18 protein-coding genes are annotated in these 20,061 nt (G+C 64.0%); 2 read left to right on the top strand and 16 right to left on the bottom strand.

Annotation, left to right across the window (positions count from 1 at the left end; genetic code table 11):
- Positions 1–4: 4 nt before the first annotated feature.
- The 6 genes from FXN63_RS02290 to FXN63_RS02315 form a co-directional block, all read right to left on the bottom strand.
- Complete coding sequence (locus FXN63_RS02290) at positions 5–1,579, bottom strand: GGDEF domain-containing protein (protein ID WP_148812458.1); 1,575 nt, start codon at positions 1,577–1,579, stop codon at positions 5–7.
- A gap of 54 nt (positions 1,580–1,633) precedes the next feature.
- Positions 1,634–3,016 carry a bifunctional UDP-N-acetylglucosamine diphosphorylase/glucosamine-1-phosphate N-acetyltransferase GlmU gene (gene glmU, locus FXN63_RS02295; RefSeq protein ID WP_148812460.1) on the bottom strand — a complete coding sequence of 461 codons (1,383 nt, stop codon included), beginning with the start codon at positions 3,014–3,016 and terminating at the stop codon, positions 1,634–1,636.
- A gap of 33 nt (positions 3,017–3,049) precedes the next feature.
- Positions 3,050–3,661 carry a glutathione peroxidase gene (locus tag FXN63_RS02300; protein ID WP_148812462.1) on the bottom strand — a complete coding sequence of 204 codons (612 nt, stop codon included), beginning with the start codon at positions 3,659–3,661 and terminating at the stop codon, positions 3,050–3,052.
- Positions 3,662–3,704: 43 nt separating this feature from the next.
- Entirely contained in the window at positions 3,705–4,907 is a 1,203-nt protein-coding gene (locus tag FXN63_RS02305; protein ID WP_148812464.1) for an FIST signal transduction protein, read from the bottom strand.
- The gene (locus tag FXN63_RS02310; RefSeq protein WP_148812467.1) at positions 4,904–5,434 is read right to left on the bottom strand and encodes a PhaM family polyhydroxyalkanoate granule multifunctional regulatory protein; all 531 of its coding nucleotides are present in this window, start codon (positions 5,432–5,434) and stop codon (positions 4,904–4,906) included. Before FXN63_RS02310 ends, FXN63_RS02305 begins: the two co-directional genes overlap by 4 nt.
- Before the next feature lie 128 nt (positions 5,435–5,562).
- On the bottom strand, positions 5,563–6,756 hold the full coding sequence (locus FXN63_RS02315) for a fumarylacetoacetate hydrolase family protein (RefSeq protein ID WP_222863991.1): 1,194 nt from the start codon (positions 6,754–6,756) through the stop codon (positions 5,563–5,565).
- Positions 6,757–6,969: 213 nt separating this feature from the next.
- Here FXN63_RS02315 and FXN63_RS02320 point away from each other — a divergent pair, with 213 nt between their 5' ends.
- Positions 6,970–7,734: a DUF3108 domain-containing protein gene (locus FXN63_RS02320; RefSeq protein WP_148812469.1), complete on the top strand. Its 765-nt coding sequence runs from the start codon at positions 6,970–6,972 to the stop codon at positions 7,732–7,734.
- A 134-nt stretch (positions 7,735–7,868) separates the two neighbouring features.
- Here the strand turns inward: FXN63_RS02320 and FXN63_RS02325 are convergent, their stop codons facing one another.
- The 7 genes from FXN63_RS02325 to FXN63_RS02355 form a co-directional block, all read right to left on the bottom strand.
- On the bottom strand, positions 7,869–8,891 hold the full coding sequence (locus FXN63_RS02325) for an ABC transporter substrate-binding protein (RefSeq protein WP_148812470.1): 1,023 nt from the start codon (positions 8,889–8,891) through the stop codon (positions 7,869–7,871).
- Positions 8,891–10,060, bottom strand: coding sequence for an aminotransferase-like domain-containing protein (locus tag FXN63_RS02330; protein WP_148812473.1), 1,170 nt, complete (start codon positions 10,058–10,060; stop codon positions 8,891–8,893). The genes FXN63_RS02325 and FXN63_RS02330 overlap by 1 nt, the downstream gene beginning before the upstream one ends.
- 181 nt (positions 10,061–10,241) lie before the next feature.
- A complete protein-coding gene (locus FXN63_RS02335) occupies positions 10,242–11,156 on the bottom strand; it encodes an ABC transporter permease (RefSeq protein ID WP_148818837.1) in 915 nt (304 codons plus the stop codon).
- 80 nt (positions 11,157–11,236) lie between these two features.
- The gene (locus FXN63_RS02340) at positions 11,237–11,995 is read right to left on the bottom strand and encodes an ABC transporter ATP-binding protein (RefSeq protein WP_187395074.1); all 759 of its coding nucleotides are present in this window, start codon (positions 11,993–11,995) and stop codon (positions 11,237–11,239) included.
- Between the two features lie 4 nt (positions 11,996–11,999).
- Positions 12,000–13,031, bottom strand: a complete 1,032-nt coding sequence (ttcA, locus tag FXN63_RS02345; protein WP_148812475.1) for a tRNA 2-thiocytidine(32) synthetase TtcA — start codon at positions 13,029–13,031, stop codon at positions 12,000–12,002.
- Complete coding sequence (locus FXN63_RS02350; RefSeq protein ID WP_148812477.1) at positions 13,028–13,399, bottom strand: dihydroneopterin aldolase; 372 nt, start codon at positions 13,397–13,399, stop codon at positions 13,028–13,030. The genes ttcA and FXN63_RS02350 overlap by 4 nt, the downstream gene beginning before the upstream one ends.
- Before the next feature lie 4 nt (positions 13,400–13,403).
- Positions 13,404–14,213 carry an SDR family oxidoreductase gene (locus tag FXN63_RS02355; RefSeq protein WP_148812479.1) on the bottom strand — a complete coding sequence of 270 codons (810 nt, stop codon included), beginning with the start codon at positions 14,211–14,213 and terminating at the stop codon, positions 13,404–13,406.
- A 199-nt stretch (positions 14,214–14,412) separates the two neighbouring features.
- Here FXN63_RS02355 and FXN63_RS02360 point away from each other — a divergent pair, with 199 nt between their 5' ends.
- On the top strand, positions 14,413–15,579 hold the full coding sequence (locus FXN63_RS02360) for a class I SAM-dependent methyltransferase (RefSeq protein ID WP_148812481.1): 1,167 nt from the start codon (positions 14,413–14,415) through the stop codon (positions 15,577–15,579).
- 183 nt (positions 15,580–15,762) lie between these two features.
- Here the strand turns inward: FXN63_RS02360 and FXN63_RS02365 are convergent, their stop codons facing one another.
- The 3 genes from FXN63_RS02365 to FXN63_RS02375 all read right to left on the bottom strand — a co-directional run bounded on the left by FXN63_RS02365 (position 15,763) and on the right by FXN63_RS02375 (position 20,051).
- Entirely contained in the window at positions 15,763–16,989 is a 1,227-nt protein-coding gene (locus tag FXN63_RS02365; protein ID WP_148812482.1) for a tRNA nucleotidyltransferase/poly(A) polymerase-related protein, read from the bottom strand.
- Positions 16,989–17,975, bottom strand: coding sequence for a complex I NDUFA9 subunit family protein (locus tag FXN63_RS02370; protein ID WP_148812485.1), 987 nt, complete (start codon positions 17,973–17,975; stop codon positions 16,989–16,991). The genes FXN63_RS02365 and FXN63_RS02370 overlap by 1 nt, the downstream gene beginning before the upstream one ends.
- 108 nt (positions 17,976–18,083) lie before the next feature.
- Positions 18,084–20,051, bottom strand: coding sequence for a lytic transglycosylase domain-containing protein (locus tag FXN63_RS02375; protein ID WP_148812487.1), 1,968 nt, complete (start codon positions 20,049–20,051; stop codon positions 18,084–18,086).
- Positions 20,052–20,061: the final 10 nt, after the last annotated feature.

A 20,061-nucleotide genomic window follows, 5' to 3' on the forward strand; every position in this document is an offset into this window, starting at 1 on the left:
TGCTTTATCCGCGCAGGGCAGCGGTGCGTACGCAATTGCGACCGGCGTGTTTGGCTTCGTACAGTGCCTCGTCTGCCAGTTTCAGCACCAGGGTGCTGTCACGCGTATGCGTGGGCGAATGCGCCACCCCTGCCGACAGCGTTACACCGTGGTCTATCTGCGTGACTGCATGTTCCATCATCGAACGCAGGCGTTCTGCCACGGCTTCGGTCTGTTCAAGCGACACGTTGGGCAACAGCATCACGAATTCTTCCCCGCCCATGCGGCCCAGGACATCGCCTGCGCGTGAACTGTGGCGCATCAGGGCAGACAGTTGCTGCAGGATCTTGTCGCCTGCGTCGTGCCCGTGAACGTCGTTGACCTTCTTGAAGAAGTCGATGTCCGTCATCACCACGCCGAAAGGAATGCCGGCGACGTCGAGCTGCGCGCGGACTGCATCCACGCCGCGTCGGTTCAGCAGGCCGGTCAGCGGGTCGGTGGCGTTTTCTTCACGTAAGTGACTGATCATCACGTCAATCGACGCCAGGCCTTCCAGCAGGGCGCGCTTGAGCTGCAGGGCTTCCACGTACCAGGCGCGAATCATGGAAATGCCTTCGCTTGCCTGCTGGGTGTCCATGCGTTGCGCCACCTTGGCCATCTGCGACAGCGGACGCGAAATCAGGCGCGACAGCCACCAGATCAGCACCAGCAGCACCAGCAACATGGGCAGTGTCTGACGCACCGTTGACCACAGCAGCTCGTCCTGCCGGTTCAAGGTGACTTCCAGGGGGCGTTGTGCAATCACGCCCCAGTTGGTGGAATACATGGGCGCAAAACCGGCCAGCATCGGCACGCCACGCGTGTTGGTGAGTTCCATGTTGCCGGTGGTGCGGGCCAGGGCTGCGCGTACCGCCGGGTTGTCGATAACCAGGTCACCCACGCGTTTGGGGTCTGGGTGAAACAGCAGGCGACCGCTTGGATCGACCACGAACAGATACGAGCCGTCGCGGTGCGGGTGCTCGGCCAGCATGGTGTGCAGTGCGTTGGTTTCGTGCAGGTAGATGCTGCCCACCAGCGCGCCCATGAATTCCCCATGGCGCGAGAACACCGGCTGGCTCAGGCTGACGATCCAGCGCCCGGTCACGCTGATGAAGGGCTGTGAAATCGTGGGGTGGCGGGCGTTGACGACGTTCTGGGTGACGGGCGTATCGATGCGTTGTCCGGCCAGGCCGAGCGAAATCGGCGAGGTGTACAGGATCACCTTGTCATCGGTAATGAACCCGGTGGAATTGAAGATGTAGGACTGCAGTTGCAGCCGCTCGACTTCGTTGCGGATGTTGAGCGTAGTGACACCACCCTCGGACAGCGCCATGGCACCGAAGGCCAGTGCGCGCACCGCATCCTGCATGGTGATGTCGGCCATTGCGGCCGTCTTCACCGCGTACGCCCGGTTGCTTTCCAGGGTGTTGTTGGTAAGGATGTCGCGCTGTACGCGGTAGCTGGCGTAGAAGCTGTTCAACAGCGCGAAGGTGATCGCCACCACGCTGAGCCAGAGAATCAGGCCTTGAAGATTGATGCCGCGAGAAATACGGGTGCGCATGCGTGCCTGACGGTCTACCGCGAAAAGGAATGGGTGGTGATCACGGTATGTCGATCAAGGTTTCTGCGGGCGCTTCCAGCCAGGGAAGCTGACTTGTTTGCCCCCGCGCGAGACGGTCAGTTGTTCTGCGGGCGCGTCCTTGGTCAAGGTGGTGCCGGCACCCAGCGTGGCACCGTGGCCGATGCGCACCGGGGCGATCAACTGGCAGTCCGACCCGATGAACGCGTCGTCTTCGATCACTGTGCGGTGTTTCAGCGCGCCGTCGTAGTTGCAGGTGATGACCCCTGCACCGATGTTCACGCGGGCTCCGATGGTGGCGTCGCCGATGTAGGTCAGGTGATTGGCCTTGGCGTCGTCGGCCAGGTTGCTGTTCTTGACCTCAACGAAGTTGCCGATGTGGGTGCGCGAGCCCAGGACTGAGCCCGGACGCAGGCGGGCGTACGGGCCGACACGGGAATCCGGGCCGACACGGCTTTCGTCCACGTGGCTGTATGCCTCGATGCGTGCGTTGGCGGCGATGTGGGCGTTGCGAATCACGCTGTGCGGACCGACATACACCCCGTCGTCCAGCGTGACGTCACCTTCGAAGATGCAGCCGACATCAATGAATACGTCTTTGCCGCAGCGCAGCGTGCCGCGCTGATCGAAGCGTGCCGGGTCGGCCAGGGTCGCGCCGGCTTCCAGCAGGGCATCGGCCTGCGCGCGCTGGAAGATGCGTTCCAGTTGTGCCTGTTGCTGGCGGCTGTTGACGCCCAGCGTTTCCCAATCGTTGCCAGGGTGTGCCGCGCGCACCGGCACACCTTCGGCGACCGCCATGCCGATCACGTCGGTCAGGTAGAACTCACCTTGTGCGTTGTCGTTGCGCAATTGGCCAAGCCAGGTGCGCAGTTTGGCGGTGGGCACGGCGATCAGGCCCGTGTTGACCTCGTTGATCTGCAATTCGGCAGGGGTGGCGTCTTTGTGTTCAACGATGCGTTCGATAGCACCTTGCGCATTGCGCACGATGCGGCCGTAGCCGGTGGGATCGTCCATGCGAACCGTGAGCACGCCCACGCCGGTTGCGCCGTCGCCGCGCGCGGCCCCCAGCAATGCCCGCAGCGATTCCGGCCGAACCAGCGGCACGTCGCCATACAAGACCATCGTGATGCTGTCGTCACCGTCGCCTTGCAGCAGCGGTGCAGCCTGTTGCACGGCGTGGCCGGTGCCTTGCTGCGGAATCTGTTCGGCGTATTGCAGGCTCGAATCACTGGCGTACCAATCGCGCACTGCTTGTGCGCCGTGGCCGACCACTACTACGACGTTGTCGGGCGACAGCGCCTGCGCGCTGGCAAGCACATGGGACAGCATCGGTTGGCCTGCCAGCGTATGCAAGACCTTGGGGCGCGCCGATTGCATGCGCTTGCCCAGGCCGGCGGCCAGAATCACGATATTGAGCATCTTTGAAAACCTCGATGGGGCGGACAACGGTCGTTACGGGCGGGCCAGCAGCTTTTCGAGTTCGCCAACCAGAGCGGGGTCCTCGGGCGTCACATTGCTTGCAAACGCGCTGACTGGCCGGCCTTGCCGGTCCACCAGATATTTATGGAAATTCCACTTGGGCGGCGAGTTGGTCGCCTGGGTCAGTTGCGCAAACAGCGGGTTGGCCTGCGCGCCGGTGACCACGGCCTTGGAGAAGATCGGGAATTTGACCCCGTAGGTGTTGAAACAAAGGTCGGCAATTTCCTTGGCTCCGCCAGGCTCTTGCTGACCAAAATCATTCGATGGAAATGCCAGGATTTCCAGGCCGCGTGCACGGTACTTGGCGTACAGGCGCTCCAGGCCTTCGTACTGCGGCGTGAAACCACAATAGCTGGCGGTGTTCACCACCAACAGCACACGTCCCGCATATTGGCACAGCGACTGTGGGACTTCGTCCTGCAGGCGCGGATAGCTTTGGTTCAGCAAGGCGGGACACGCAGCCGCGCTGGTGGCCGTGGGTTTGGCAGTCGCATCGGCCGCGTGGCTTGTGCGGGGGGCGGCGGCCGGCAGGATCACCAGCATTGCTACGGCGGCGGCGAGCAGGGCGGGAGTGAAGAAGCGCATGACAGACTCGACGGTAGCGGTGGACGATCGGCCGGCGGCGCAATCAGGTGAATATGGTCAGGACGCCGGTTTGGGCAAAGAGCTGGTTGTGATGGATTTCACCATTGGCGAAAAATCCGATCAGTGGGATGTCGCCCAACTGGCGCTGCAACAGCTGCATTTCCGCAGACGGCCCACCCAGCAGCGCACCGGTACGGCCCAGACAGGAAATATAAATCGCGCCGCGTGCTGCCGATAGCGAACCCGTCTCGTTTTCGATCGTTTCACGCAGTTCGGTGCAGGCTCGGACCAGATCGGCCCTGGCCGCCTCACGATCGCGTCGGCAAAACGCCACATGATCGGCCGTATCCAATTCTGAACCGACTGCCAGCGCGCGTGCCCCCGGATCAACCCCGATCAGTGGGCGCACCACGTAATCGCCACGTTTGAAGGCGTCGCCTTCCCCCACGCCAATGAAGGTGCCCTGCAACATGCGCACGGTCGATGCCGTCTGCTGTTTGCGGCTGTCTTCGTCGTCGCCGTCGGGCTTGCGTGCCAGCGCGTCGGGATCGACTCCGATGTCACGCAGCAAGACGTCCAGCGCGGGATTGTTGTCCAGCGTGTGCAGCAATTGACCGCTGGCCTGGGTAACCCGGTGTACCGGCCCGATCGGCCGGCAGCCTTGCGTGATGCGGGTCGACAAGGCGATGTCTTCCGACAACATGACGCCCGACAGGCCCCCGGCCAGCACCTGATCGGCAATCATGGTGTTGCGATGACGGCTGCTCGACAGCCCGCCCGCCAAGTGGCCGCTGGCCACCTTGTGGGCCATGTCGCGCACCAGTTCCGGCAGGTCCGGGGTGGACGAGTCGCCATGCACCATGGCCGTCCAGGATGCGCGCCGCCCGTTGGGCGTGCGGGCATCGCGCGGGCGTGGGCGTGCCATGCCCGAGAACACCTGGAATTCGTCTGTCGAATAGTCCGCCAGCATGACGGCCATGGCGGGTTCGTCGATGTATTCCGCGCTGCCTGCGGCAATGCCCATGCCCAGCGCGCCAACCCAGTGCGTGACCCCGGTGCGCTCACGCATCAAGGCCAGGATTTCCGGTGCCTGATCGCCGTAGTGATCGGTCAGGTACAGGAAACCAAGCGTGGGTGGCCCCACGCCGCCGCTGCGGCTGAACGCTTCGACTTGCGCCAGGCACAAGGCCGCCGCCATCCTCCAGTCGGGATGGGTGGCGTGCCCCCAGGGAAATCGCGGCTTCATCGCCCGCCTGTGCTCGGTGTTTTCTTGGCTGCGGTTTTTCGTGCCGGCTTGGGCGCGTCAGGCGCGCTGGCCGCCTTGGCCCGGCTGGCTGCGGCCGCAGGCGATGCGGGCGGCGTGGCGGCTGCCTTGGCAATCGCGCTGAATTGATCCTGCACCATGTTCCACCACGCCTGCATCGGGGCAGCAGCGTCGCCGGTTGCCTTGGCGGCGTCTGCGGGCGGGGTCACGAAAGACTGCAAGGTGGCGAAGGTGGCGCGCTGCACTTCCAGGCCTTGGATGGTGCTTTGCAGCAGGGCCTGGTTCACGCGCAGCCAGTTTTCGACGGCTTTCAGATCGGTGATGCGGCGATCCAGGTCTTCCGGCTTGAAGCCCGGGCCGAACGCGGGTGCAGACGTACCCATGGTGCCCAGGTTGGTCCAGACCTTGTTCAGCATGTCCAAGCCTTGCATGACCGGATTGGGTGCGCCGGCCGACGTATCCAGGCCGGGGATTCCAGGGATGCCGAAGGGGTTGGTGGCTTGACTCATGAGAAAGCTCCTGTAGGGGGTACGGATGCAAACTGCTTAAATGGGTACGTCTGGGGGCACATCTTGAGGCACATCTGGAACACAGGATGCGCCCGGATAAAGGGCGCACCGCTGAACACGCGGCGTACTCAGGCCGTCAGGGAATCGGAAATGTCGGTTTCTGCGGTCTCTGTCTGCGACGAATCTTGGGGTGAGTCAGGGGGTGAATCAGGCGGCGGGGCAGCTTTTGACTTGGCCTTTGATCTGGCTCGCGATTTGGCGGGTGATTTTGCTTTTGACTCTGCTGATGAATCGATGGGGGATTCATCGGGCGATTCAGTTGATGACTCGGCTGATGGTTCTGCGGACGACTCAGTGGACCACTCGGCAGACGAATCAACTGACAACGCGTCAGATTCAGCCTGCGATCCCGCGAATGACCGGCTGCGCGATACGCTGCCGCCAGTTGCTTCGCTATCTGGGTCGGCTGCCGTTTCGTCCAGCGTGTGTTCGATCGCGCCGAACAGGCTGCGGCCATCGACATCCAGCATTTCCAGGCGCACGCGATCGCCAGCATCCAGGCCACGCAGGGTATCGCGAGCACCCGCAGGCGCTTTTTCATCCAGCCCGGCAATCAGACCCGAGCCAACCAGCGAGCCGGCACGCGCCGGCCGGGTCTGGGCCAGCATGGCAATCAGCAGATGCAGACCGGTACGTGTGCCCGCACCCGCATCGGGGCGACCCACCACTTTGCCATTGCGGCTGACCGTCAGCGGCAGATGGATCTTGCCGCGCTTCCAGGCAGCGCCGACTTCATCGGGCGTGACCACCACCGGTGCAAACACGGTGTGTTGCCGGTCGGGCAGCGTGACGCCATCAGGCCCGGGAGGCGAGGGCAAGCGCCAGTCTGCCGACAGGGCAAGCAGGCGTACACAGTCGCCGGCGGCGTCAGAACGCACGCCGGGAGGGACATCACCGGTGATTGCCACCATCTGCGCCGTCAGGCTGGCCAGCGCATCGGCCACCGGGCCTTCGTTGGCACCCAGCAGCACATCGCTGGGGCGCTGTGCCAAGCCACCTTCGGGCAAGGCTGCCGTCCATTGGAATGCGCGCGGCAGCGGTGCGGCAACCTTGGTCGGATCGAACGGGAAGGCATGACGGGCCCGGCCTGCGTTCAGGGCGGCGTACAAGTCCTGCAATTGCGGCAGGAAGAAGTTCCAGTCGTCGAGCGCGCGTTGCAGGGTGCCGGTGATGTCCGTGGCGAACTGCGCGGTGCGCAGATCGCGTGACACGACAGCGAGCTGGCCGTCGCGGGAACCATCACGGAAAGAAGCAAGTTTCATGGGCGTTGCAGAGTGGAAAACGACGGCGGCGCGAGCGCTCGTGCGTCACATTCCGCACAACATAACACGAGGCTGAAAACCCTCTGCCAGCCGTGGCCGCCCAGCGGGCGCGGCGTCGTCCGGTACGATAGGTCCATCGTTGTGATCTAGTCGCATTGGTGCTGCCGCGCACGGCTCGTGCGGGCGCATGTTGCGTGAAAGGAGCCGTACCGAATGTCTGTTTTCCATATGCCTGTTCTCGATCCTGCGTCTTCGCTGCGCCGTCGCCTGTTGGCCGTTTGCGTGCTGACTGTCAGCGCGCTGGCCGGCACCGCCGCGCAGGCGGCAGCGCCGTCGCCCCCGCCCGATGCCCATCTGTATTACCAGACCAAGGTAGCCGCCAAGGGCATGAGCCTGAGTATCGACAGCGAAATCGAGTGGTCGCGCCAAGGTGACACCTATCGCGTGTTGAACCATGCGCAGCACATGCTGCTGGGTAACCTGACCTTCGACAGCAGGGGCCGTGTCACACCGGCAGGCCTGGTTCCCGAGGCCTATCTGGAAACCCGTCGCAAACGCGAAAAGCTGGTCACCATCGACCAGGCGAGCAAACAGGTGAAGTTCTCGGGCGGCCAGACTGCGGCTGCACCGGCCGGTCTTCAGGACCGCACCTCGGTGCTGTTGCAGCTGTCTTCCTTGGCGCGTGGCGACGCAGCTGCCTTCCAGACCGGCAAGACCTTGACGGTGCCGGTGGCCGGATCGAGCCAGGTGCAGGAGTGGGTGTTCCAGATCGTTGGCGAAGAAACGCTGTCCAGCCCGATGGGCAAGCTGCGCACCGTACACGTGAAGCGCCAGCCGCGCGCAGGCCGTGACGGCCCGGACGAACAGCAGGTGGATGTGTGGCTGGCACCGGATCGCAACTGGCTGCCGGCGCGGGTGCGCCTGCGCGAAGCCAATGGCGATGAGTTCGATCAGGTGGTGTCGCGCATCGAACCGTGACGCGCGTGGATCGGGTGCGGAAAGCGGGCTGGATAGTCGAGCTGTAGCGATCCGGTTTAAACAAGCAATCGATCAGAACAACAGGCCTTGGTCATCCAGGCCTGTCTTCTGACCGATCGCCCGTACTTGGACCTTCAGGGCAGCACCTTCACCCGGTCAACGATCTGCGTGGTGTAAGCCGTGCGCGGGTCGACCGATGCCTTGATCAAGCCATTCTTCACCATGAAGTCGAAGGTTGCCTGCCAGCGCGCATCGGTCATGGTCAGCAAGCCCCGTGTGGCGGCATCCCCGCCCGTGACCAATTGGTGTTCGCGCAAGGCTTTCACGCCGTAGTCCAGCGCGTCCTGTTCCAGCTGCGGATTGTCGCGGCGGATCAGTGCGTTGCCGGCTGTTGGGTCGCGCAGATAATTGCGCCAGCCTTCGGCACTGGCCTCCACAAACCGGCGCAATACATCGGACTTGTTCTTCAAGCCGTCGCGGGTGGTGACCAGCGTCTGTGCGTAGGGCGGGTAGCCGTAATCACCCAGCAGAAATACCTTCGGGGTGACGCCTGCGCGTGTGACGGCAAAGGGTTCGGACGCCAGATACCCCTGCGTGACCGATTGCTTGTCGGCCAGGAAGGGCTGGATCGAATAGGTGTACGGCTTCTTGTACTTGTCCGAGAACCCGAAGGTGGACTTCAGCCACGGCCAGTAGGTGGTTTCGCTGGTCTGGCCGACGAAGATCGGCCGGGTGCGCAGGTCTTCCAGTTTGGTCGGGCCGGGGTGCGACAGCAACACGGTGGGCGAACGCTGGAAGGTGGTGGCAATGGTGACCAGCGGCAAACCTTGTTCAACCGCTTTCAGCGTCTGCAGGTCATCGCCCATCGCCACGTCGTACTTGCCCGCCAGCAGCAATTGCATGGCGTTGACCTGCGGTCCACCCATGCGAATGTCCACGTCCAGCCCGTGCTTGGCATAGGTGCCATCGGCAACCGCCTGGTAGAAGCCGCCGTGCTCGGTCTGCGCATACCAGTTGGAGCCAAACACGATGCGTGCAGGTTTGGCATCTTGTGCGTAAACCATCTGAACCGCTTGGCCCGTCGCAAGCAAGGCCAGCCCGCCCAGCACGCCGATCAGACGACGCCGGGTAGACGGCAGGGCAACAATGCCGCCCATCAGGCGGCTGCGCGCAGTTGTTCGCCGATCACGCTGCCCAGGATGGCAATGCCTTCGTGGATGCGTGCTTCGGGCACCGTCACGAAGGACAGGCGCAATGTGTGGGTTTCGGGTTGGTTGGCATAGAACGGTGCGCCCGGCACATAGGCGACGTTTTGCGCCACCGAGTGCTGGAACAAGGCCGTGGCATCCAGGTAGGTCGGCAGCGTGACCCAGGTGAACATGCCGCCCGTCGGGCGGTTCCAGCTCACGCCTGCCGGCATCGACTTGTCGAGTGCGGTCATCATGGCGGCGCATTGCGCGGCATACAGGCTGCGGATGGTGGGGATGTGCGTGTCCAGCAGGCCGGTGCTGACCGCTTCGAACACCACGCGTTGCGTGAAGCCGGGGGTGTGCAGGTCGGCGGCCTGCTTGGCTTGGCCAAGCTTGAACAGCACGGCTTCCGGTGCGATCACATAACCCAGGCGCAGGCCCGGAGCCAGAATCTTCGAGAACGAACCCAGGTAGATGACGCTGTCCGGTGCCATCGACAACAGGGTGGGATGGGTGTCGCCGGTGTAGGACAGATCGCCGTAGGGATTGTCTTCCACGATGGGCAGGCCCAGCTTTTCTGCCTGTGCAATCAGTGCTTTGCGGCGCGCCAGGTCCATGGTGCGGCCGGTGGGGTTCTGGAAGTTCGGCAGGATGTAGGCGAAGCGTGCGCCTTTGGTCAGTTCAGGCGTCAGCGCTTCCGGCACCACGCCGCCTTCGTCCGAGGGCACCGACACGAAGCGCGGGCCGTACAGGGAAAATGCCTGCAAGGCACCCAGGTAGGTCGGGGTCTCGACCAGCACAGGGCTGTCGGGGTCGATCAATACCTTGCCGATCAAGTCCAGCGCCTGTTGCGAACCGGTGGTCAGCATCACGCGGGTGGGGCTGACGCCGTGCTGTGCCGCGACCCATTCGCGCAGGGGCATGTAGCCCTCGGTCGGGCCGTATTGCAGTGCAGCATGGGGCTTGTTGGCGAACAACCGGTCGGTAGCTTCGCGCAGCGCTTCAATCGGGAACGTCGCCGGGGAGGGCAAGCCACCCGCGAAGGAAATGACCTCGGGTCGCTCGGTGATCTTCAGCAGTTCACGGATGGCGGAGGACTTGAGCGCGAGGGCGCGCTGCGAGAATTGAACGTTCACGGCGGGATCTTTGGCGCAAGAAGGGGAGCCAATAAAGATACGCCTTGTGATGGGAATCGTCCATCTCGCACCAAGGTGGGTGCCACGTTGTGACGAAAACGATGTTTCGGTGAACAAGGGCTGAAGGAACGATGTTTCAGGGCACGGTGCTTCAGTACGCAGCGCCTCGGTCCGCAAGGCCTCAATCGCGTGCGCTGTCGTGCCAGCGTTTCAGCACCAGTCGGCCGATGAGCGTCATCACGGCAAACAGCACCACGCCGCTTGCGGTGATCAGCAGCAAGGCTGCAAACAGGCGCGGAATGTTCAACTGCAAGCCGGCTTGCAGAATCTGATAGGCCAGCCCGCCCTGCGTGCCGCCCGTGCCGGCGACGAATTCCGCCACGACGGCACCGATCAATGCCAGCCCCGTAGCGATCCGCAGACCGCTGAAAAACGCTGGCAAGGCCGACGGCACCCGCAGCCGCCACAAGGTCTGCCAGCGCGATGCATGATGCAGCGCGAACAGGTCGCGCAAACCGGGATCGATGCTGCGCAGGCCGAACACCGTGTTGCTGATGATCGGGAACAGCGCCACGATGGTGGCGCACAAGGTCAGCGCGATCAGACTGTTGTCGACCCAGATGACGATCAGCGGCGCAATCGCCACGATGGGCGTGACCTGCAACAGCACGGCGTAGGGAAACAGACTGAGTTCGATCAGGCGGCTTTGCACGAACAGGAACGCCAGCGCCACGCCAAGCACGGTGGCCGTCAGCAGCGCCAGCGCGGTGATGCCCAGCGTGAACCACAGCGACGCGGACAGCAGCGCCCAGTCGGCCAGCAAGGTGGTCCAGATCACGCTGGGTGCCGGCACTAGAAAGACAGGCACCTTGAACACGCGCACTGCGCCTTCCCACAGCAGCAGAAGTGCGATGGCGACGACCAGCGGTGCGACGATGGCGGGCCAGAGGGCGGCCTCGCGCCGGGATGAGGTGTCCGGCTTTGATCCGGGGATTACTTGCGGTGTGATGTTGGTCTTGCTGTGCGGATGCGTGCCAGTTTTTGCTTGGTTGCCGGTTACGCGCGGGCCTTCAACCCCAGCAGCGTTGCCAGTCATCGTTTCCCGCGTGGCGTAACCATCGGTCGATGGATTTGATGTACCACCCGGCCGCTTGTCTGACGTCCCATGCGACGCGCTCATGCTGTCGCCTCGCTGGCGTTCAGCAGCGCCGTATGCAACTGCATCGCCAACGCACCGTACTGGGCCGACTGTCGAAACGCCGCGTCTCGCACGGGGGCGTCGATGCGTATCTCGTCCACGATGCGGCCTGGGCGCGGGCTCATTACCGCGACACGATCGGACAGATAGGCGGCTTCGAACACATTGTGGGTGACAAAAACCACGCTCAGTCCTTGCGCGCGCACCAGCGCCAGCAGTTCGTCATCCAATCGCTGACGGGTAATGTCGTCCAGTGCACCGAAGGGTTCGTCCATCAACAGCAAGCTGGGTTGCGTAACCAGCGCTCGCGCAATCGACACGCGCATCTTCATGCCGCCCGACAGTTCACGCGGATACGCCTTCGCAAAGTCGGACAGACCGACGCGGGCCAGGGCGTCGTCCACGCTGGCAGCACGGTCGCGGGCGGGTACGTTGTCCAGCACCAGGGGCAGCGCCACGTTGGCGGCTACGGTGGTCCAGGGCATCAGTGTGGCTTCCTGGAACACAAAGGACAGGCGGGCCGAGGGATCACGCAGGATTTCCCCATCGCTGGGCGCATCCAGGCCCGCAAACAGGCGCAGCAAACTGCTCTTGCCGCAGCCCGATGGGCCGAGCAAAGTCAGGATTTCGCCTGCGTGCAGGGTCAGGTCGATGTCCGACAGCGCCACCACGCCGCGATCGAAACGGCGCGCCACATGACGCGCCTGCAACATCGCGGGGCGGGTACCGTCCGTCATCAGGTCAGCGGGAAACCAGACGCGTGAAGCGGATGGGCTGCGGGCCGTCGGCGGGCGTCGAGCCACAGTCGTCGGCCGCGCCCGCTTTTTCCGGCTCGTTCGGGTTCACCGGGTCCACCTGGTCGAAGGCCATGTCGCCTTCCGGGTCGGGCGTGCCGGTGGGGCGCAGGTTCACGAAGTCGAACAGGTCACGATCCATAAGGTGCGAGGGCGCAACCCGCGACATGGCGTTGAAGATGTTCTCCACGCGCCCCGGGAATTTGGCTTCCCACTCGTCGATCAGCTTGCCCACTTCCTGGCGCTTCAGGTTTTCCTGCGAGCCGCACAGGTTGCACGGAATGATCGGGAACTGCTTCCAGTTCGAATACGCGATCAGGTCTTCTTCCTTGGCATAGGCCAGCGGGCGAATCACGGTGTGACGCCCATCGTCCGACACCAGTTTTGCCGGCATGCCCTTCATGGTGCCGCCGTAGAACAGGTTCAGGAAGAAGGTAGCCAGAATGTCGTCGCGATGGTGGCCCAGCGCAATCTTGGTCGCGCCCAGTTCGCCCGCCACGCGATACAGAATGCCGCGACGCAGCCGCGAGCACAGCGAACAGGTGGTTTTACCCGGCTCGATCACACGCGTGACGATGGAATAGGTGTCCTGCGTTTCGATGTGGAACGGCACACCGATGCGGGTCAGGTATTCCGGCAGCACGTGTTCCGGGAAGCCCGGCTGCTTCTGGTCCAGGTTGACGGCAATGATCTCGAAGTTGATCGGCGCGCGCTGGCGCAGCTTCAACAACAGGTCCAGCATGCCGTAGGAGTCCTTGCCCCCCGACAGGCAGACCATCACCTTGTCGCCTTCCTCGATCATGTTGAAGTCGGTCACCGCGCGGCCCATTTCGCGCATCAGGCGGCGATCTAGCTTGTTGCGCTCGCGGGCGATTTTCAGGTCGGCTTGGTTGGCGAAGGTGACGGGCGCGTCGCCCGGTGCCGCGATGGTATCCAGGTCGGTGTCGACGTGGGCGTCCAGATGTTCGACGAAGTTCATGCCGTCACCTCGCGGGTGGCCGTCACTTCAATACCGACTGCCGCGCAGTCCGCAAAGGCCAGCGGCTTGCCGATGCGCAGGCGCAGTGCCATGACGTCGGGGAAGTCGGCCAGCAGGCGGGCCTGCAACTGGTCGCACAGGGTTTCGAGCAAGTCCACATGGGCGCGCGTGCACTCGTCGATGATCGCTTCGCGCAGGCGTCGGTAGTCGAGCACCTCGTGGATGTCGTCGACCTTGCGCGACGTGTGGATCTTGACATCGAATTCGGCATCGATGTGCAGCGGCTGGCGTGCACCGCGCTCGTGGTCAAGAATGCCGATCTGGCTGTCGACTGCCAGACGCGAGAAGAAGATGCGGCGAGTTTGCATGGGGTCAGGAATCAGTAGGCCGGGGCGCGCCGTCGGCAGGGTTCATCATGCTGAAGTCACGGGCAAAACCCATCAGGTGTTGCCCGCCATCGACCAGCAGCGTGGTGCCGGTCATCGCAGGGTTGGTGGCGGCGAACAGCACGGCCTGGGCAATGTCTTCCGGGCGGCTTGCCTGGCCCAGCGGGGCCAGCTTGTGCGCGTTGGCAAAACCTTCCGGCGTCTGCAGGTGGCTGATCAGCGTCAGGCCAGGGGCCACGCCCAGCACCCGCACGGTGGGTGCCAGCGCCTGCGCCAGCATGGTGGTGGCGGCTTCCAGCGCAGCCTTGGTCAGGCTGTAGGACAGGAAGTCGGGATTGTAATTCCACAGTTTCTGGTCGAGCAGATTGACGACCACGCCGCGTGCGGTGGGGCTTTCTGCCTGCAAGCGCGCAGCCAGGTCGCGAGCCAGCACGATCGGGGCAACCAGGTTTGCGCCCAGGTGGCGTTGCAGGTTGGCACCGCAGAAACTGCCTGCGTCGTCGTATTCGAAACGCGAGGCGTTGTTGATCACGGCATCGACCCGGCCCAGGCCGTCGGCCACCCGCGCCAGCAAGCCGTTCACGGCAGCTTCGTCGTCCAGGTCGCAGGCCAGGGTGATGGCATCGACGCCGAATTGGCGCACCTGGGCGGCAGTGTCTTCAGCGTCGTCGGCCGAGGTCGCGTAATGCACGGCCACGTTCCAGCCCTGACGGGCGAAGGCCAGCGCGATGTCGCGGCCGATGCGGCGCGCAGCGCCGGTGACCAGCACGGTCTTGCGCAGGGGAGTGTCGCTCATGGAGGGGGATAAACCGAAAGGCGTGGGCGCAAGTGTACCAATGGGGCTGTGCGCGATGGTTGTAGGAACACGGCGCGAGGGGGGCGGGACGGGTCTGCCAGACGGCTGGACGTGAAGGGGGCTCGCACCCTGTCACGCCAGGGCAACCGGTAAACATGGTGTTTAACCCGCCAGCCCGTCGGCATGGGAAAATCCCCGCATGACGACGCTCCCTGACCTCGATTCCGCCTCCCAGGCGCAAGCCAACCTCGTGTCCGACGCACTGCGCGCCCATATTGCGCAGGCCGGTGGCTGGGTTCCCTTTGACGACTGGATGGGGCAGGCGCTGTACGCCCCGGGGCTGGGGTATTACGCCGCCGGGTCCGCCAAATTGGCGGTCGGTGGCCAGACGGCCAGCGGCGACTTCGTCACCGCCCCTGAACTCACGCCCTTGTTTGCAAAAACCATTGCATTCCAGGTGGCGCAGGTGCTGCAAGCGATTCACAGCGTGGATGTGCTGGAATTCGGCGCGGGCAGCGGCGCGCTGGCCGAGGGTGTGCTGGAAGAACTGGCAACGCTGGGTATTCCGGCGCGCTATCAGATCATCGAAGTATCGGCCGACTTGCGGGCGCGGCAGCAGGCAAGGCTGGCTCGATTCGGCGAGCATGTGCACTGGCTGGACCAACTGCCCCTGCACTTCGAAGGCGTGGTGTTGGCCAACGAAGTGCTGGACGCCATGCCGGTGCAGGCTTTTGCGTGGACCGAAGACGGCACCCTGGCTGAACGCGGCGTGTCGGTTTCCGAGCAGGGTGCGTTTGTGTGGGCCGAGCGGCCCGCAGGCATGGTGCTGGAACACGAGATGTCCCGCCGCATGCCGCCAATGCCCGGTTATCACTCGGAAATCAATCTGCAAGGCGAGGCCTGGGTGCGGGCGATGGGCGGCTGGTTGCTGCGCGGTGCCGCGTTCCTGATCGACTACGGTTTTCCCCGTGCGGAGTTCTATCACCCGCAACGCGCAGCAGGCACCTTGATGTGCCACTTCCGCCATCACAGCCACGCCGATCCGTTCTGGGCACCGGGCGTGCAGGACATTACCGCGCACGTGGATTTCACCGCGATGGCAGATGCCGCGCTGGAAGGCGGGCTGGACGTGCTGGGTTACACCTCGCAGGCGCGTTTCTTGATGAACAGTGGCCTGATGCAGTTGCTGGGGCACCTGGACCCGTCCGATGCCCAAGCCTACGCGCGGGCTATTGCACCGGTGCAGAAGCTCTTGTCAGAGGCCGAGATGGGCGAACTGTTCAAGGTGCTGGCCGTGGGACGAGGTATTGACCAGCCGCTGACCGGTTTTTCTCGTAGCGACCGGCGCGAGACGCTGGGGGATTGATCGGTGTGGAGTGAGGCCCACGCCGGATGGCAGCGGGACATGGGTTCGGTTGCGGGTAAGCGTCCGGGATGTGAATTCGCAGTAGGTGCGGGCGATCAGTACGGACAATATGCGCGGGCAATAAGACAGTACGCCGCGCAAGCCGCCGGGCACTGAAAATTCAGACCCGGCAGCCGCTTGCTTTTACCCTGCAGCAAGCGCTGCGCGTCTTGCAGCGCGCACTGCGTCCTTGATCCCGCGTGGTTCGCCTGCATGGGCTTTGGCAATCGCGCCGGCATCCACCGCCAGCACGGTGTTCAACGCCGTCTGCCATGCATGCTGATCGACTGTCGTGCGCAGCGCAGCAGCTTGCAGCAGCGCACTCAGGCGTTCCGGTTTGCGCAGACCATCGGTGCGCTCGATCACATCCAGGGCGGCATCAGGATCACGTGCTGCATCGCTATCCAGCGAGCGCGCCAGCAGCAATTGCAGCAAGCGCGCCGCGTCGCGTGCCTCGGACGGCACCCGCCAGCGCTCGGCCAGCGACTCGGCTTGCGGCGACGCTGCGCACAACAAGGCATAGCGGGACATCAAGGGCAGATCGGCTGCCGCCGCGGCATCCAGGCTGGCAATGACCTCGTCGGTCAGCTCCAGCGCGGGGGCGACGTGCGACAGCGCATGGGTGTCGCGCAATACCGCCAGCATTCTTGACGGCGTGTCTTGCATCAATCCGCGTGACATTTCGCGCCAGACCCGTTCGGGCACCAGTGCATCGGCTTCGCCTTCGGCCACCATCTGCTGGCACAGCACCAGCGTGTCGTCGGCCACGGTGAAGTCAGCAAAGCGGGCAGCAAAGCGCGCCAGACGCAGGATGCGCACGGGGTCTTCGGCAAAGGCTTCGCCCACATGGCGGAAGCGTCGCGCCGCCAGGTCTGCCTGGCCGTCGAAGGGGTCGACCAGCTTGCCGTCTTTCCCGCGCGCCATGGCGTTGATGCGCAGGTCGCGGCGGCTCAGGTCTTCTTCCAGCGTGACCTCGGGGCCGGCATAGAAGGTGAAACCGCGATAGCCGCGCCCGGACTTGCGCTCGGTGCGCGCCAGCGCGTATTCCTCTTTGGTGCGGGGATGCAGGAAGACCGGGAAATCGCCGCCCACCGGGATGAACTTGCGCCTGGTCATGTCCTCGGGCGAGGTGCCCACAATCACCCAGTCCCGGTCGCCTGCTGGCAGGCCCAGCAGCTCGTCGCGCACTGCACCGCCCACCACGTAGACAGACAGGCCGTCGGTGGCGGGGTCGGCTGATGGAAAACCGTGGCTTGTGTCCGACGCCGGGTTGTCGATCCGGGCGGGTTGCAAAGGTGCTGAATCGACTGCGGTGTCGTTCACAGCCGCAGGTACGGAGCCAACCGGGTCAAGCGAATCACGAGACGCCATCAGTGCGTCCTGTTATGCCGGTCTTTCGTGCGGCGTAGTCCGTCGTAGCGCGTGCGCGCGTGCTGTCCCGACAGATAACCCGGCGCAATGGTTTCCAGCGGCGTGGGCGTCACGCCCAGTTCCGGCGGTTGCAGATCGGTATGCACCGAGTCCACCGCCAGACTGTCCAGGTTGTCGCGGCTCAGCAGCGGGTCGCCTGGCAGCATCTCGAAAAACGTGGCTTGCAGATGGCCGATGCTCATCGGCAGCGGCAGCACCGTGCGTTCGTTGCCGCTCCAGCGCGCTGCCAGCGACACCAGGTCGCCCAGCGTGTAGATCTGCGGGCCGACCAGGGTGTAGGTGTGGCCGATGCTGCGCGGCTCGTCCAGGGCGTGAACGATGGCCTGCACCACATCACCCACGTATACCGGTTGCATGCGTGCACCGCTGCCCGCCACCGGCAGCACCGGGAACCAGCGCGCCAGGAACGCAAACTTGTTCATGAACTGGTCTTCCGGGCCAAAAACTACTGATGGTCGGAAGATCGTCAATTCACCCTGGGGCCAACCAGCAAACACCGCCTTGACAGTTTTTTCGCCGTCGGCCCGCGAGCGCAGGTACATGCTGGGTGCTGCACTGTCTGCGCCCAGGGCGCTCATGTGGATCAGGCGGCGCACGCCATTGCGCTGGCAGGCCTTGGCCACCCGTTCGGGCAAGGTGACGTGGTTGGTGGCGAAGGCCTTGCCGTAAGGCGTGCCCCGGTCGCTGTGCAACACGCCGATCAGATTGACCACCGCATCGACGTCGCGCATCTGGGCGTCGAGGTCGGCGTCGTCGTGCACGTTTGCTTCCACCACCTCGACGGTGGGCAACATGATCAGGTCACGCGCACTGTTACGGCGGCGGGTCGGCACCCGGACCGATCTGCCTTGGGTGACCAGGCGGGCCACCAGATGCTGGCCAATGAAGCCTGAACCACCGAGAACCAGTACGCGTACATGTTGCATATGTCGAAGCGCTCGCAAAGGGGGAGGGGCATAGGGGGAAGGGCATCACGTAAAAGAAACTGCACGCCCGTATTAACCCTTGATCTTACTCCCGCGAGGCGATTCGCATTACGGAATGGCTGTCTGCTCTACCAGTTGCGGCGCGACCGTACCCAGGCGTTGTTTCAAGGATTGCGGCTCGCCGCTGAACAGCGCGGCGTAGTACGTGGCGTTGGACAGCACCTTTTTCACGTAGTCGCGGGTTTCGTTGAACGGAATGGTTTCGGCGAAGATCGCGCCTTCCACCGGGCCGCTGAGCGTGCCGCGCCAGGTGTGCGGGCGACGCGGGCCGGCGTTGTATCCCGCCGAGGCCAGCAAGGGCGAATTGTTCAGGTCTTCCAGCACGATGCGCAGGTAGTTGGTGCCCAGGGTCAGGTTGGTGTCCAGATCGTTGACGCTGCTGGCGCTGTAACCCTGCATGCCGATCTTGCGCGCCACCCAGGTGGCGGTGGCGGGCATCAGCTGCATCAGGCCGGACGCGCCTGCGGTGGACTTGGCATTGGTGATGAAGCGCGATTCCTGGCGGATCAAGCCATAGACCCAGGTGGGGTCGATGCCGACTTCACGCGCCTTGGCCACCAGTTCGTCATGGAAGGGCGACACGAAACGCAGGTCGAAGTTGTGTTCGTCGCGGGTGCGGTCGGCGGTGTTGACGGCACGATCCAGCACTTCGCGCTGATAAGCCAGTTCCGATGCGGCAATCAGTTCGCGGTCTTTCATCTTGCTGATGGCGAAATTCCACTCGCGCACCGCCTCGGTACGCCAGCCGATGTCGAACAGCGCAAGCGCGCGCGCGAGGCCCTCGTTGCGCGCGGCGCGGCGGCGTTCGGCATCCGTGGGGGCAGCAGCGCGGGGCGGAATGACCACGGGCTGACCAAGTTCTTCCAGCGCCAACTGACCGTAGAAAGTGAAGTTGCCCGCGATTTTCTGCATGGCGGCATTTGCACCGGCCACATCGCCCAGTGCACCCTGACCGCGTGCGCGCCAGTAGGCCCAGGCATCGTCTTCATGCATGGACGGCGGCATCTGGTCGATGACCGCCACCACACGCGCCCAGTCGATTGGCGTTTCGCGCAGCGCCATGCGTACGCGCCAGGCCTGACCGGTTTCGCTCAGCGCAGCACCATCGGCTTCGCGATACCACTGCTTGGCGGCAGGGTCGAGACGCAGGGCGGCAATATAGGCAAACTGGCTGCGGATCCACTTCAGGTCCACGGCGGGCAGGCGGCTGCCCCAATTGCGTTCCACGTAGGTGTAGCCCGTGGCCAGGTCGCCCGAGCGCGCCAGGCGGCCCAGCGCCAGCACCACCAGTTCGCGGTCGATGGGCGTGCTGATGCTGGGATTGTTCCGCGTCAGCCACACCATCGGATTTTCCAGCATGGCCTTGAAGCTGATACGGCGCGGCGCGTCGAACACGTATTCCGCCATGCGCCGCGTGTTGTTCAGTTCATTGTCCCGAACGCTGCTTTCGACCATGTCGCGCAGTTGCGGAGCCAAGTCTTCCCAGCGCAGCGCGCCGTCGTTGACCAGCTGGGTATACAGCGTCCAGCACGCTTCGCCCGGCGAGAAGGTAGCAATGGCCTTCTGGGCAACATATTCGCGGTGCAGGTGATGCGCGCGCAAGATCGCACAGTCAATTTGCGCAGTGCTGGTGGCCGTGCGTTCCAGCGCAATGACGGTGGAATAATCGCCACGGCGATCCGCAGCCAGAATCCAGTCGCCACGCAGCCTTTCCGCCAGGTAAGTGGCGGGGTAACGTTCCATGAATGCACGCAGGTCGCCTTCCGGTGGTGGCACCCGCATATCGTTCAACTGCTGGTTCAATAACCAGTACTGCGGGTACGCTTCCAGCACATGGCCGCTGGCCTGGGGAATGAAATTGCGCAGATCTGCCCAGCGGCCCGTACGCACCGCGTCGCGCGCCGACAGGATGACCGAGTCGGGCGGTGGCGGCGGCGCAGCCGAGACGCTGCAGGCGATGCCCAGCAGGGTAGTGGCGGCGAGGAGCTTCGTGCGGGACAGTGCGCGATGAATCATGCGGATAACG

Source organism: Pigmentiphaga aceris, assembly GCF_008119665.1.
In the GTDB taxonomy this organism is placed as follows: Bacteria; Pseudomonadota; Gammaproteobacteria; order Burkholderiales; family Burkholderiaceae_B; genus Pigmentiphaga; species Pigmentiphaga aceris.

What these genes read in the sequence shown, in the direction of transcription:
- FXN63_RS02375 (WP_148812487.1), bottom strand. Translation starts at nt 20,051, where the DNA reads ATGATTCATCGCGCACTGTCCCGCACGAAGCTCCTCGCCGCCACTACC.
- ttcA (WP_148812475.1), bottom strand. Translation starts at nt 13,031, where the DNA reads ATGAACTTCGTCGAACATCTGGACGCCCACGTCGACACCGACCTGGAT.
- FXN63_RS02300 (WP_148812462.1), bottom strand. Translation starts at nt 3,661, where the DNA reads ATGCGCTTCTTCACTCCCGCCCTGCTCGCCGCCGCCGTAGCAATGCTG.
- FXN63_RS02355 (WP_148812479.1), bottom strand. Translation starts at nt 14,213, where the DNA reads ATGAGCGACACTCCCCTGCGCAAGACCGTGCTGGTCACCGGCGCTGCG.
- FXN63_RS02320 (WP_148812469.1), top strand. Translation starts at nt 6,970, where the DNA reads ATGTCTGTTTTCCATATGCCTGTTCTCGATCCTGCGTCTTCGCTGCGC.
- FXN63_RS02325 (WP_148812470.1), bottom strand. Translation starts at nt 8,891, where the DNA reads ATGGGCGGCATTGTTGCCCTGCCGTCTACCCGGCGTCGTCTGATCGGC.
- FXN63_RS02310 (WP_148812467.1), bottom strand. Translation starts at nt 5,434, where the DNA reads ATGAGTCAAGCCACCAACCCCTTCGGCATCCCTGGAATCCCCGGCCTG.
- FXN63_RS02315 (WP_222863991.1), bottom strand. Translation starts at nt 6,756, where the DNA reads ATGAAACTTGCTTCTTTCCGTGATGGTTCCCGCGACGGCCAGCTCGCT.
- FXN63_RS02365 (WP_148812482.1), bottom strand. Translation starts at nt 16,989, where the DNA reads ATGGCGTCTCGTGATTCGCTTGACCCGGTTGGCTCCGTACCTGCGGCT.
- FXN63_RS02360 (WP_148812481.1), top strand. Translation starts at nt 14,413, where the DNA reads ATGACGACGCTCCCTGACCTCGATTCCGCCTCCCAGGCGCAAGCCAAC.
- FXN63_RS02340 (WP_187395074.1), bottom strand. Translation starts at nt 11,995, where the DNA reads ATGACGGACGGTACCCGCCCCGCGATGTTGCAGGCGCGTCATGTGGCG.
- FXN63_RS02335 (WP_148818837.1), bottom strand. Translation starts at nt 11,156, where the DNA reads ATGACTGGCAACGCTGCTGGGGTTGAAGGCCCGCGCGTAACCGGCAAC.
- FXN63_RS02350 (WP_148812477.1), bottom strand. Translation starts at nt 13,399, where the DNA reads ATGCAAACTCGCCGCATCTTCTTCTCGCGTCTGGCAGTCGACAGCCAG.
- FXN63_RS02290 (WP_148812458.1), bottom strand. Translation starts at nt 1,579, where the DNA reads ATGCGCACCCGTATTTCTCGCGGCATCAATCTTCAAGGCCTGATTCTC.
- FXN63_RS02305 (WP_148812464.1), bottom strand. Translation starts at nt 4,907, where the DNA reads ATGAAGCCGCGATTTCCCTGGGGGCACGCCACCCATCCCGACTGGAGG.
- FXN63_RS02370 (WP_148812485.1), bottom strand. Translation starts at nt 17,975, where the DNA reads ATGCAACATGTACGCGTACTGGTTCTCGGTGGTTCAGGCTTCATTGGC.
- glmU (WP_148812460.1), bottom strand. Translation starts at nt 3,016, where the DNA reads ATGCTCAATATCGTGATTCTGGCCGCCGGCCTGGGCAAGCGCATGCAA.